The following is a 12548-nucleotide window of genomic DNA, read 5'->3' on the forward strand; positions in this document are numbered from 1 at the left end:
CCCGCGCGCCGGCGTCGCTGCCAAGCAACGCGCGGACGCTCCAGCGCGGTCCAATGGTGCCGGCCTTGGCCCCGCCCCCCTGCTAGCAATCCCGAGAACGATGAGCCAATACAAGATTGCCGTGATTCCCGGAGACGGAATCGGCACGGAAGTCATGCCCGAGGGCCTCCGCGTGATGGACGCCGCGGCGCGCCGCTTCGGCATCGACTTCCAGTGGGATCACTTTGATTTTTCCAGCTGCGACTACTACGCCCGCCACGGCAAGATGCTGCCGGACGACTGGTTCGACACGCTGGTCAAGTACGACGCCATCTACTTCGGGGCGGTCGGCTGGCCGGATACGGTGCCCGACCATGTGTCGCTGTGGGGCTCGCTGCTGCAGTTCCGCCGTTCCTTCGACCAGTACGTGAACCTGCGGCCGGTGCGGCTGATGCCGGGCATCAAGAGCCCGCTGGCGGGCCGCGCGCCCGGCGACATCGACTTCTACGTGGTGCGCGAAAACACCGAAGGCGAGTATTCCAGCATCGGCGGCCGCATGTTCCCCGGCACCGAGCGCGAGATCGTGGTGCAGGAAACGGTGATGAGCCGTACCGGCGTCGACCGCATCCTGAAGTTCGCTTTTGAACTGACCCAGAAGCGCCCGAAGAGGCACCTGACCTCGGCGACCAAATCCAACGGCATCTCGATCACGATGCCGTACTGGGACGAGCGGGTCGAGGCCATGGCCGCGCATTACCCCGGCATCAAGGTCGACAAGTACCACATCGACATCCTGACCGCCCATTTCGTCCAGCATCCGGACTGGTTCGACGTGGTGGTCGCCAGCAACCTGTTCGGCGACATCCTGTCGGACCTGGGGCCGGCCTGCACCGGCACCATCGGCATTGCGCCGTCGGGCAATATCAACCCGGACCGCACCTTCCCCAGCCTGTTCGAGCCGGTGCACGGCTCGGCCCCGGACATCGCCGGGCGCGGCGTGGCCAACCCCATCGGGCAGATCTGGTGCGGCGCCATGATGCTGGAGCACCTCGGCCATGACGAGGCCGGCGCCGCGGTGCTGGGCGCGATCGAGAAGGTGCTGGCCGCCGGTCCGGAGCACGCGCCGCTGACGCGCGACATCGGCGGCAAGGCCGGTACCGCAGACCTGGGCCGCGCGATCGCGGAGGCGCTGTGAACGCCGCGTTCGCGGGGGACACCCGCGCACTGCTGCTCGCGACCTTCCACGCCGCCGTGGCGGCCGCCGATCCGCTGCAGATCGTCGCACGGCACCTGCCCCCGCCGCACGCCGGCGGCCGCACGCTGGTGGTGGGCGCGGGCAAGGCCGCGGCATCGATGGCCGCGGCGGTCGAGCGTGCCTACGCTGGCAAGGCTACGCTGGAAGGCCTGGTGGTCACGCGCTACGCGCACGGCATGCCGACCGACCATATCCGCGTGATCGAGGCCGGCCACCCGGTGCCAGACGAGTCGGGCGAACAGGCCGCGGGCGAGATCCTGGCCGCGGTGCAATCGCTGACACCGCAGGACCGGCTGCTGGTGCTGGTCTCGGGCGGCGGTTCGAGCCTGCTGTCGCTGCCGGCCGAGGGCATTCCGATGGCCGACCTGAAGGCGACCACCCGGGAATTGCTGCGCTGTGGCGCGCCGATCACCGACATGAACATTGTGCGCAAGCACATCTCGCGCATCCAGGGCGGCCGGCTGGCGCAGGCAAGCCAGGCGCCGGTGACCACGCTGATCGTCTCGGACGTGGCCGGCGACGATCCCAGCGCGATCGCCTCGGGCCCGACTGTCGCTGATCCCAGCACCTTCGATGACGCGCTGCAGATCCTGCGCCGCTACGGCGCCCAGGTCCCGATCAGCGTGCAGTCGCACCTGGAACGCGGCGCGCGCGGCGAGGTGCCGGAGACGCCCAAGCCTGGCGATCCGTTGTTCGATCGTGTCGACAACCTCATGATCGCCACCGCCCACGGCAGCCTCGAGGCTGCCGCTGCGCTGTTCCGCCAACGGGGCATCACGCCGGTGGTGCTGGGTGACACGGTGACGGGCGAGGCGCGCGAAGTGGCCCGGGTCTACGCCGCGCTGGTGCGCGAGATTCGCGCGTACAATGCGCCGTTCGCCGCGCCCGTGGCGCTGATTTCCGGAGGTGAGTGCACGGTCACTTTGCCGGCCGACGGCCCGGGCAAGGCGCGCGGCGGGCGCTGCTCGGAGTTTCTGCTGTCGCTGGCGGTCGAACTGGCAGGCATGCCTGGCGTGCACGCGATCGCCGCCGATACCGACGGTATCGACGGCTCTGAAGACAATGCCGGTGCGCTGGCCGACCCGACCACGCTGGCACGCGCCGAGGCCGCCGGCATGCCCGGCCAGCGCCAGCTGGACGCGCACGACGCCTGGGGCCTGTTCGATGCCATCGGCGACCTGGTCGTCACCGGCCCGACGCGCACCAACGTGAACGACTACCGCGCCATCCTGATACTCTGATTTCGACGAACGCCAGCCGCCGTGCGCGGCCGGCCCAAGCTAGCCATGACCCAGAAGCTCACCATCACCCGACCGGACGACTGGCACCTGCACCTGCGCGACGGCGCGGCGCTGGCCGCCGTGCTGCCCGACACCGCACGCCAGTTCGCCCGCGCCATCATCATGCCCAACCTGAAGCCGCCCGTGACCACGGTGGCGCAGGCGCAGGCCTATCGCGCCCGCATCCTGGCGGCGCTGCCGGCCGGCATGCAGTTCGAGCCGCTGATGACGCTGTACCTGACCGACAACACCAGCGCCGAAGAGATCGCCGCGGCCAAGGCCAGCGGCTTCGTCCACGGCGTCAAGCTGTATCCGGCGGGCGCCACCACCAACAGCGATGCCGGCGTGACCGATATCCGCCGTTGCTACCCCGCGCTGGAAGCCATGCAACGCGCCGGCCTGCCGCTGCTGGTGCACGGCGAAGTGACCGATCCCGCCATCGACATCTTTGATCGCGAGGCGGTCTTCATCGAGCGCGTGATGGCGCCGCTGCGTCGCGACATGCCCGAGCTGAAGGTGGTGTTCGAGCACATCACCACCAAGGATGCGGCGCAATACGTGCGCGACGCGAGCGGCCCGGTCGGCGCCACCATCACCGCGCACCACCTGCTCTACAACCGCAACGCGATCTTCACCGGCGGCATCCGCCCGCACTACTACTGCCTGCCGGTGCTCAAGCGCGAAACCCACCGCGAGGCGCTGGTGGCGGCCGCCACCTCGGGTAGCGAACGCTTCTTCCTGGGTACCGACAGCGCCCCGCATGCGCGCGGCCTGAAGGAACATGCCTGCGGCTGCGCCGGCTGCTACACCGCGCTGCACGCGATGGAGCTGTATGCCGAGGCCTTCGACGCCGCGGGTGCGCTGGACAAGCTGGAAGCTTTCGCCAGCTTCAATGGACCCGCCTTCTACGGCCTGCCGCGCAACACCGGCACGCTGACGCTGGAGCGGGAAGACTGGGAACTGCCGGCGGAGCTGCCCTACGGCGATACCACGCTGGTGCCGCTGCGCGGCGGCGAGACGCTGCGCTGGAAGGCGCGCTGAGCGCTGCGGCGTTGCAAGCCGGAGCAGCCGCGGCGGGCGCATCGTTCGCCGCTGCGCTGGCCGGGATCGACTGGTCCCGGCCATGGTTCCAGCCCTTTGCCGCGCGCGGCGCAGCGCTGGCGGCGGCAGTGCAGGGCGGGGCCGACCTGCGCGCATTGCTGGATGCTGAATCGGGCGCGCTGGGCCTGCGCAACGCGCGCGGCCTGCCGCTGCGCTTTGTCCCGCAGCAGGCCTTGCCCGAAGGCCGCGCTTACGAAGCGCATATCGACGCCACCGGCGAAGTCCCGACCCGCAACAATCTCCACGACTTCTTCAACGCGCTGGTCTGGCTGCATTTCCCGCAAGCCAAGCGCGTCCTCAACCAGATCCAGGCCGCCGTGATCGCGCGCGAAGGCGTGCGGACCGGGCGCGGCGGCGTACGCGATGCGGCCACGCTGTTCGATGAGAACGCGGTGCTGTTCCTGAGCGAGGGCGAAGAATTTGCCGAAGCGCTGCGGGGGTTTGCCTGGCAGCAGCTTTTTGTCGCGCAGCGCCACGCGTGGGACACCGCGTGCCGAGTCGTGCCGTTCGGCCATGCGTTGCTGGAAAAACTGGTGCGGCCGTACAAGGCCGTGACCGCGCATGCGTGGACGTTGCCGCCGCTGCCGGATGCCGCGCTGGACCAGGCGCTGGCGCTGTCGCTGGAACATGCGGCCGCAGCCGGCACGCTGCGCGGCGGCCGTTGCTTTGCGCCACTGCCCGTCATGGGAATCCCGGCATGGTGTGCCGACAACGCCTCGCCAGATTTCTATGCCGACACCACCGTGTTCCGGCCTGGGCGCCTGCGGGATTTACGCCGGCAACCGGATTGAATCGGTGTTAGACTGCGGCCCGCAAAGCAGGCCAGGCAACCGCTGCCTGCACCGCAAGGTGCAGGGGGAGGAAAGTCCGGACTCCACAGGGCAGGGTGTTGGCTAACAGCCATCCACGGCAACGTGCGGAATAGGGCCACAGAGACGAGTCTTGCCGCCGGGTTCGCCCGGGGGCAAGGGTGAAACGCGGTAACCTCCACCTGGAGCAATCCCAAATAGGCAGGCGATGAAGCGGCCCGCTGAGTCTGCGGGTAGGGAGCTGGAGCCGGCTGGTAACAGCCGGCCTAGAGGAATGGTTGTCACGCGCCGCTGGCCGCAAGGCGGGCGGTGTGCACAGAATCCGGCTTATCGGCCTGCTTTGCTTCAGTCTTCCGCATGACCCGGCGCCCGCGCGGCAGTCCGGGTCTGCAATCCACCATCTGGCTTTTCAGCCTTCGACGATTTCCAGCGTGTGCGTGATCTCGGCCGTCTTGGCCAGCATGATCGACGCCGAGCAGTACTTCTCGTGCGACAGCTTGATCGCGCGCTCGACCGTGGCGGGGTTGAGATTCTTGCCGGTCACCACAAAATGGAAGTTGATGCGGGTGAATACCTTCGGGTCTTCACCGGCGCGCTCGGCTTGCAGGTCCACGCTGCAGCCGGTGACGTCCTGGCGACCGCGCTTGAGGATCAGCACCACGTCATAGGCGGTGCAGCCGCCGGTGCCGAGCAGCACCATCTCCATGGGCCGCGGCGCCAGGTTGTGGCCACCACCCTCGGGGGCGCCGTCCATGGCAACGATGTGGCCGCTGCCAGTCTGGGCGACGAAGCTCATGCCCTCGGTGCCCATCCATGTTACTTTGCATTCCATTTTGTTCGTTCCTGTCCTTGGTATTGTAGGTTCGCGATCACAAACGCGTGATCACGAATCTTGCATTTCCCAGTATATGGCATCGTCAAGTCCGCGGTTTCGATGCCGATAACCTTATGAAACCTGAGGGTTTCCTCTAGTATGTCGGTTCGCCGACATGCCAGCTTTTTACTTAAGTAATTGATTTTTAAAATAAAATCGCGAATTGTCGTGGGACTATCTGCATTTCGCCATGCGAAATCTGATTTCGCACTGCAAATTCCCTTGCATCCGGGCAAACCCTAGGTATAATTCCAATCATTGAACGACGGCACTGACAGCCCGCCAGAGTGCGAAAGCGAAGCCACCCGGCCAAGCCCTCCGCACCGCCCGCCAGTCCCTCCGTCGATCTCCAAGTGTCTCCTCCACCCTCCTCCTTTGGTGGATTCAAACCCAAGCTCAACCGCTTGGGTTTTTTTTCGCCCCAGCGGACCCCGCAGCTTGGTCTCCCCAAGTGCATCGGACGCCCCCGGAGCGCCGCAGGCCGGCCGTGATCTTGACGAATACTTCAGTCTTTGCTTGTGTGGTCGCCACGGCCGCCAGTATAATCGAAGGCTTTTCCGTCATGCCCGCGGGAGAAAAAGCAGGACCGGCCACCCTTCATGGGGCAGCCACAAGACTTGCAGGGGCGAGCACAAGCCTTCGCGAGTCGGATTACGGGCACGAACCAATAGTCAGGAAAAATCATGAAGACCTTTTCCGCCAAGCCTCATGAGGTAAAGCGCGACTGGTACGTGATTGACGCGACGGACAAAGTCCTCGGCCGTGTCGCCAGCGAAGTGGCACGCCGTCTGCGCGGCAAGCACAAGCCGGAATTCACTCCGCACGTCGACACGGGTGATTACATCATCATCGTCAATGCAGCCAAGCTGCGTGTCACGGGTACCAAGGAAACGGACAAGAAGTACTATCGCCATTCGGGTTACCCGGGCGGTATCTACGAAACGACGTTCGGCAAGATGCAGCAGCGTTTCCCGGGCCGTGCCCTGGAAAAGGCTGTCAAGGGCATGCTGCCGAAGGGTCCGCTGGGCTACGCGATGATCAAGAAGCTGAAGGTTTACGCCGAAGCCGAGCATCCGCACGAAGCGCAGCAGCCCAAGGCGCTGGAAATCTAAGGAGGCCAATCCATGATCGGTAACTGGAATTACGGTACTGGCCGCCGCAAGAGCGCTGTGGCTCGTGTCTTCATCAAGTCGGGCAAGGGCGACATCGTCGTCAACGGCAAGCCCATCAAAGAGTATTTCGCTCGCGAAACCTCGCTGATGATCGTGCGCCAGCCCCTGGAACTGACCGCCCACGGCGAAACGTTCGACATCAAGGTCAACGTGACCGGCGGTGGCGAAACGGGCCAGGCCGGCGCAGTGCGCCACGGCATCACCCGCGCCCTGATCGACTACGATGCGACCCTGAAGTCGGCCCTGTCGAAGGCTGGCTACGTCACGCGCGATGCACGTGAAGTCGAGCGTAAGAAGGTTGGCTTCCACAAGGCGCGTCGTCGCAAGCAGTTCTCGAAGCGCTGATGCGTTATCGCGGGTCCGGTCTGGCCGGAGCCTGCGAGACCAAAGAAACCGCACGCTGGCCGTGCGGTTTTTTTTCGTTTGTGCACTACGGAACCGGTGGGCTGCTGCCGTCATAGCTGGCAGGCCGCCATACTTTTGTGGGGTATCCGGCTGCGCGCGGCTACAATCACGCCCTGCCGCTGACGGCAAGTCCGGCTTGCGGGCAGGTTGCGCCACGGGGCGGCCAGCCAGGCACGAACGAGAGAGGAGTGAGAGTCATGCTGTTTTCCAAGAAGAAGGGCCTTTCGATCGATACGCTGATTGGCGAAGACACCGCCATCGACGGCGACATGGTGTTTGCCGGCGGCCTGCGCCTGGACGGACGCGTGCGCGGCAACGTCACCGCGGCGCCGGGCAAGCCCAGCATGCTGGTGGTCAGCGAGAAGGGCGTGGTCGAGGGCGAAATCAGCGTCGGCCACCTGGTGCTGAACGGCACCGTCAAGGGCCCGGTTCAGGCCGCCGACCTGCTGGAGTTGCAGCCGCAGGCCCGGGTGCTGGGCGACGTGCGCTATGCCGCGCTGGAAATGCACCAGGGCGCGCTGGTCGAGGGCCGCCTGATGCCGATGGTGCAGGGCGAGGTCAAGGCGTTGCCGAATCCGGTCGGGGTCGCGCTGGCGGTCGAAGTGACCGAAGCGGCCGACGACGACGCCGCCACCGCAGGCGAAACTCCCGCTGCCGATGCCAGTCCCACCGAAAAGGCCGCCTAGCGGCGACTTCGGTGCCCTGAACCCCTTGAAAACACAAGGTTTCGGCACGATTTTCCAGTAGCGCTTAGAATACAGGCGTATCTAAACAGGAGAACACCCCATGAACGCAGTCGCAGAGGCACCCGTTACCGAGGACGTGCCGGCACCGTTCGTCTTTACCGACAGCGCCGCCGACAAGGTCAAGCAGTTGATCGAGGAAGAGGGCAATGCCGAGCTGAAACTGCGCGTGTTCGTGCAGGGCGGCGGCTGCTCCGGCTTCCAGTATGGCTTCACCTTCGACGAGGAAGTCAACGAAGACGACACCACCATGGTCAAGAACGGCGTCACGCTGCTGATCGACTCGATGAGCTATCAGTACCTGGTCGGCGCCGAGATCGACTACAAGGAAGACATCAACGGCGCGCAGTTCGTGATCAAGAACCCGAATGCCTCGACCACCTGTGGTTGCGGCTCGTCGTTCTCGGTCTGAGCGATCCCGGCCCCAACAAAAAACGCACCTTCGGGTGCGTTTTTTGTTGTCCGCGCCGGCTTACTGCGCGGCGCGCCAGACCACCGGAAACCAGTCTTCGCGCATGCGCTCACCGGTCTGCTGGCCGATGCCAGGGAGCGGTGGCGAGGTCCGCCCGGGCCGCTGCATAAAGCGCACGTCGTCGCCGAGGAAACGGGCCGAGAACGCCCGGCGCCGCCCGCTGCCGCTATTGCCGGCGGCGCCATGCACGGTGCGGAAGTCGAACACCACCGCATCGCCCGGTTCCAGTTCCGGGGCCAGCACGGTGTGGCTGCCGTCTTCCACGTCCGGCATTTCCATGAAGGCATCGTCGCCGCCGTAGAAATTCTCGTTGCTGGCCCAGCGCTTGGGGCGTACCAGCCGGGGTCAGCGATGCGAGCCGGCCACCACGCGCAGGGTATTGGCCTGCGTCACCGGGTCCAGCGGAATCCAGTAGCTCGCGGTCTGGGTGCCGTCGACGCAGTAGTAGGGCAGGTCCTGGTGCCATGGCGTAGGCTTGGCCGTGCCGGGCTCCTTGACCAGGATGTGCTCATGGAACACCTGCACCGCCTGCGACTGCATGATCCGTCCGGCGATCCCGGCCGCCGCGGACTCGCGGATAAAGGCGGCGAACGGGGCGATGCGCTGCCAGTTGCAATAGTCCTCGAAAAAGCGCCCGCCCTCGCCGGCGCGGACGTTCTCGATGGCGAAGGGCCCGGGTTCGGCGAGGTTCTGTGCGAAGCCGTCGCGCAAGCGCTCGACCCACTCGGCAAAGGCGCCGCGCAAGACCAGCACGCCGTCGCGCTGGTAGGTGTCGATCTGTTCCCGGGTAATGTCCATGGCGATGTGTGTGGGGGCGATGCGACCAGTATCGCCATGCGCATGGGATAGGAAAAGCATATATTTCCTATGTTGCGATATAGGAAATCATGATCCCTTTCTCCTTCCGCCAGCTCGAGTACTTCGTCGCCGCCGCCGAGCACGGCAGCATCAGCGCGGCGGCCAGGGCGCGCCATGTGTCGCAGCCCTCGGTATCGACCGCGATTGCTCAACTGGAGGATACGCTTGGCGAGCCGCTGTTCAGGCGCCAGGTCAGTCGTGGGCTGTCGCTGACCCCGGCCGGACAGCGCCTGCTTGGCCGGGCCCGCGACGTGCTGGCGCTGGCGGCCGGGCTCATCGTCGATGATGGCGCCGGCCGGGGCCTGAGTGGCCAGCTGTCGCTGACCTGTTTCCAGGATCTCGGCCCCTACTTCGTGCCGCGCTTGCTGGCGGCGCTGCGCGAGCGCCATCCCGGCATCTCGGTGACGCTGTTCGAGGCTGACCTTGCCACCGTCCATCGCACCTTGCAGGCCGGCAAGGCGGAACTCGCCGTGACCTATGAGCTGGGACTCGACGCGCGCACCGAGCGCCGCACGCTGGCGGAACTGGCGCCCTACGCGCTGCTCCCGCCCGCCCATCCGCTGGCCGGCGGTGCCGATGTCAGCCTGGCCGACCTCGCCGCCGAACGGCTGATCCTCGAGGACATCCCCCAGACCCGCGAGTACTTCCTGTCATTGTTCTGGGCCCACGGGCTGCACCCGGCGCTGCACCAGTACACGCAGACCTTCGAGATGCAGCGCGGGCTGGTGGCGCACGGGTACGGCGTGGCGCTGTCGTGCACGCGGCCCGCGGGCGACCACAGCTACGACGGCGTGCCGATTGCCTGCCGGCCGCTGCGCGAGCCAGTGACGCCGCAGCGCGTGGTGCTGGCGCAATCGCCGGCGATGCGCGCATCGCCGCTGGCGCAGGCGTTCATGGATTGGGTGGAGGCGGAGCAGGGCAGCGGCGCACGCGGCGCCGCGGTTCAGCGCGGATAGATGGCGCCCAGCACGCGCGCACCGGCGGCGCCGGTCACGGTGGGGACGTTGCCGGGCAGGCGCAGCAGGCACTGGCGCGCCAGCCAGGCAAAGGCGATGGCTTCGACCTGCGACACCGGCACGCCGTAGTCGTCGGAGGTCTCGATGGCCACGCCGGGCAGGGCCTGGGCGAGCCGTGCCATCACGAACGCATTGCGGGCGCCGCCACCGCAGACGATCAGCCGGCGCGCGGCCGGCGCACCGGTGCGCACGTCGCGCGCGATGGCCTCCGCGGTCAGCGCGGCCAGGGTTGCCTGCACGTCAGCAGGGGCGAGGTGTGGGAATGCCGCCAGCCGTGCTTCGAGCCAGCCGGGATGGAACAGGTCGCGACCGGTGCTCTTGGGCGGCGCCGCGCTGAAGTAGGGCTCGGCCAGGCACTGCGCCAGCAGCGCGGCGTCGACCTGGCCGCTCGCAGCCCAGTCGCCGTTGCGGTCGAAGGGCTGGCCGCGGTGGCGGCCAATCCAGTAATCGAGCAGCGCATTGCCCGGCCCGCAGTCGAAGCCGCTGACCGGGCCGCCCGCTGCCGGCAGGATGCTGATGTTGGAAATGCCGCCGATATTGCAGGCCACGCGGGTCTCGGCGTCGCTGCCGAACAGCGCGTGGTGCAGCGCCGGCACCAGCGGCGCGCCTTGTCCGCCGGCGGCGATGTCGCGGCTGCGGAAGTCCGCCACCACGTCGATGCCGGTCAGCTCGGCCAGGCGCGCCGGATGCTGGCTCTGGCGGGTATAGCCGATGCCGTCGTAGAGGCCGGGCCGGTGGCGGATGGTCTGGCCGTGGGCGCCGATGGCGGCCACCGCGGCGGGGTCCAGGCGCGCTTCGCGCAGCAGCGCGGCGACGCAGCCGGCGTACACCTGCGCCAGTGCGTTGGCGGCCAGCGCCTCGCGGTGGATTTCGTCCTCGCCGGGCTGCTGCAGGGCGCCGAAGGCCGCGCGCAGCGTGTCCGGGAAGGGCTGGCTGGCCGCGGCCAGCACCATTGGCCGCGCGCCGCTGAAATCGACCAGTACCGCGTCGGCACCGTCCATGCTGGTGCCGGACATGATGCCGATATAGCGTTCGCTGCCGGGCACGGGGATCACGGTAGACGCGGTCAGTTGGCGGCGGTCAGCACGTTGTAGGTGCGCAGCGCGTTGATGCGGCTGAGCAGCCCGCTGGTGTAGGTCAGGAATTCCTGGCGCGACTTGCCGGTCAGCGCCGGCGATTCCATCAGCGTGATGGTCAGCGGGTTCTGCGGCACGTCGTTGAAGCGGAATTCATAGTGCAGGTGCGGGCCGGTGGCCCAGCCGGTCGAGCCGACATAGCCGATCAGCTGCCCCTGGCGCACCGTCTGCCCCTGGCGCATGCCGGCAAAGCCGGACAGGTGCGCGTAGTAGGTGGAGTAGCCGTTGGGATGCGACAGGATGACGATGTTGCCGTAGCCGTTCTGCTGGCCCACGAACTCGACCACGCCGTCGCCGGTGGCCAGCACCTTGGTGCCGGTCGGGGCGGCGAAGTCGACGCCCTTGTGCTGGGCCCAGTCATGATGCAGCGGATGTTCGCGGCCACCGAAGCCCGACGACACGCGCGAGAACTCCACCGGCGAGCGCAGGAACGGCCGCTTCATGCTGCGCCCGTCGAAGGTGTAATACGCTCCGCCGTCCTTGCTGCCTTCGGGCGCGAACCACAGCGCCTGGTGCAGCTGGTTGCGGTTGATCAGCTCGACCGCGACCACGCGTCCGTTGCGCACGAAGGTGCCTTCGCGGAAGCCCGCTTCATAGATGATGCGAAAGCGGTCGCCGCCGGCGATATCGTGGTGGAAGTCGATCACGCCGGAGAAGATCGCCAGCATCTGCTGCACGACTTCATCGGGCACGTTGGCCGCGTCCATGGCCTTGAAGAATCCGCCCGCGGAGATCGCGCCCGAGGCCATCTCGTAGTGCACATCGTTGTCGACGCGCTGCACCTTGGCCTTGTAGGCCGCGGCGGTGTCGCCGCTGGCGGCGCGCACGCGCTCGATCACCAGCTCGCGCGAGGCCGCGGCGTCGCCGCCGAGGTTGGCCTGCAGCGACACCAGCGTGTTGCTCTCGTCGATTTCCGCCTGCACCGCCTGGCCCGGGTCCAGGTTGAACAGGCCGCGCGCGGTGGGGTTCTTGACGATGAACGCCTGCGCGTCGGCATCGTCGACGCCCAGGCGCTTGAGCAGGCTGGCGATGGTGTCGCCGCGCTGCATGCGCTCTTCGCGCACGTAGACGGCTTCGCTATCGGTCAGCTGTTCGAGCTGCTCGCGCACGTCGGGCATGCGCAGGGCCTGCTGCGTGCGTGGCGCGCGCGGGTCGTCATAGGCGCTGCGCGGTGCGACACCCATTGCCGCGGCCATGCCGAGCGTGAAGATCGCACCGACCGAAGCCGTCAGTTGTTTGCGCCGCCGCGCATGGTGGGGGTTGGTCGGATCGACCAGCACCACCAGTTCACGCGCGAAAACTTCGCGGAGTCTGGACCACATCACGTAAAATTCAACCTTGGTCTGAGCCCGCTGCCGGGGACGATGTGTCTCGTCTGCCTTCCTCCCCCGAGGTGCGGCGCGTGCTGTTCAATGTTCAGTATCATTTGGCCGCCTGCCTTGCTGCGC

The 12548-nt window shown here is 67.1% G+C and carries 12 protein-coding genes, 1 other RNA gene and 1 pseudogene; 10 read left to right on the forward strand and 4 right to left on the reverse strand.

Annotation, left to right across the window (positions count from 1 at the left end):
- The first annotated feature begins 100 nt into the window (after positions 1 to 100).
- The 5 genes from ACOCMH_RS19045 (at position 101) to rnpB (ending at position 4770) form a co-directional block, all read left to right on the forward strand.
- A complete protein-coding gene (locus tag ACOCMH_RS19045) occupies positions 101 to 1174 on the forward strand; it encodes a tartrate dehydrogenase (RefSeq protein WP_427312526.1) in 1074 nt (357 codons plus the stop codon).
- Positions 1171 to 2475, forward strand: a complete 1305-nt coding sequence (locus ACOCMH_RS19050; RefSeq protein WP_427312527.1) for a glycerate kinase type-2 family protein — start codon at positions 1171 to 1173, stop codon at positions 2473 to 2475. Before ACOCMH_RS19045 ends, ACOCMH_RS19050 begins: the two co-directional genes overlap by 4 nt.
- Before the next feature lie 45 nt (positions 2476 to 2520).
- Complete coding sequence (gene pyrC, locus ACOCMH_RS19055) at positions 2521 to 3555, forward strand: dihydroorotase (protein ID WP_171514181.1); 1035 nt, start codon at positions 2521 to 2523, stop codon at positions 3553 to 3555.
- Between the two features lie 11 nt (positions 3556 to 3566).
- Positions 3567 to 4406 (forward strand): DUF3025 domain-containing protein, encoded by an 840-nt coding sequence (locus ACOCMH_RS19060; protein ID WP_427312528.1) that lies wholly within the window; start codon positions 3567 to 3569, stop codon positions 4404 to 4406.
- A 23-nt stretch (positions 4407 to 4429) separates the two neighbouring features.
- Positions 4430 to 4770, forward strand: an RNA gene (gene rnpB / locus ACOCMH_RS19065) — RNase P RNA component class A.
- A gap of 63 nt (positions 4771 to 4833) precedes the next feature.
- Here the strand turns inward: rnpB and ACOCMH_RS19070 are convergent.
- Positions 4834 to 5256 (reverse strand): OsmC family protein, encoded by a 423-nt coding sequence (locus ACOCMH_RS19070; protein ID WP_427312529.1) that lies wholly within the window; start codon positions 5254 to 5256, stop codon positions 4834 to 4836.
- 725 nt (positions 5257 to 5981) lie between these two features.
- Between ACOCMH_RS19070 and rplM the strand changes: the two genes are divergently transcribed.
- From rplM to erpA, 4 genes are all read left to right on the forward strand, one after another.
- Positions 5982 to 6410: a 50S ribosomal protein L13 gene (rplM, locus tag ACOCMH_RS19075; RefSeq protein ID WP_010813907.1), complete on the forward strand. Its 429-nt coding sequence runs from the start codon at positions 5982 to 5984 to the stop codon at positions 6408 to 6410.
- A 12-nt stretch (positions 6411 to 6422) separates the two neighbouring features.
- Positions 6423 to 6815, forward strand: a complete 393-nt coding sequence (rpsI, locus tag ACOCMH_RS19080; protein ID WP_018312775.1) for a 30S ribosomal protein S9 — start codon at positions 6423 to 6425, stop codon at positions 6813 to 6815.
- Positions 6816 to 7072: 257 nt separating this feature from the next.
- Entirely contained in the window at positions 7073 to 7561 is a 489-nt protein-coding gene (locus ACOCMH_RS19085; RefSeq protein ID WP_427312530.1) for a bactofilin family protein, read from the forward strand.
- 100 nt (positions 7562 to 7661) lie between these two features.
- Positions 7662 to 8030: an iron-sulfur cluster insertion protein ErpA gene (gene erpA, locus ACOCMH_RS19090; RefSeq protein WP_010813904.1), complete on the forward strand. Its 369-nt coding sequence runs from the start codon at positions 7662 to 7664 to the stop codon at positions 8028 to 8030.
- Between the two features lie 60 nt (positions 8031 to 8090).
- Here the strand turns inward: erpA and ACOCMH_RS19095 are convergent.
- A pseudogene (locus ACOCMH_RS19095) lies at positions 8091 to 8888 on the reverse strand (phytanoyl-CoA dioxygenase family protein).
- An 89-nt stretch (positions 8889 to 8977) separates the two neighbouring features.
- On the opposite strand from ACOCMH_RS19095, the gene ACOCMH_RS19100 reads away from it, so the two are divergent.
- Positions 8978 to 9904, forward strand: a complete 927-nt coding sequence (locus tag ACOCMH_RS19100) for a LysR substrate-binding domain-containing protein (RefSeq protein WP_427312531.1) — start codon at positions 8978 to 8980, stop codon at positions 9902 to 9904.
- Here the strand turns inward: ACOCMH_RS19100 and ACOCMH_RS19105 are convergent.
- On the reverse strand, positions 9892 to 10980 hold the full coding sequence (locus ACOCMH_RS19105; protein ID WP_427313320.1) for an anhydro-N-acetylmuramic acid kinase: 1089 nt from the start codon (positions 10978 to 10980) through the stop codon (positions 9892 to 9894). The genes ACOCMH_RS19100 and ACOCMH_RS19105 overlap by 13 nt on opposite strands.
- Positions 10981 to 11030: 50 nt before the next feature.
- On the reverse strand, positions 11031 to 12422 hold the full coding sequence (locus tag ACOCMH_RS19110) for a M23 family metallopeptidase (protein ID WP_427312532.1): 1392 nt from the start codon (positions 12420 to 12422) through the stop codon (positions 11031 to 11033).
- Positions 12423 to 12548 lie beyond the last annotated feature (126 nt).

This window comes from Cupriavidus sp. H39 (assembly GCF_050271075.1).
GTDB classification, from domain to species: Bacteria; Pseudomonadota; Gammaproteobacteria; order Burkholderiales; family Burkholderiaceae; genus Cupriavidus; species Cupriavidus necator_B.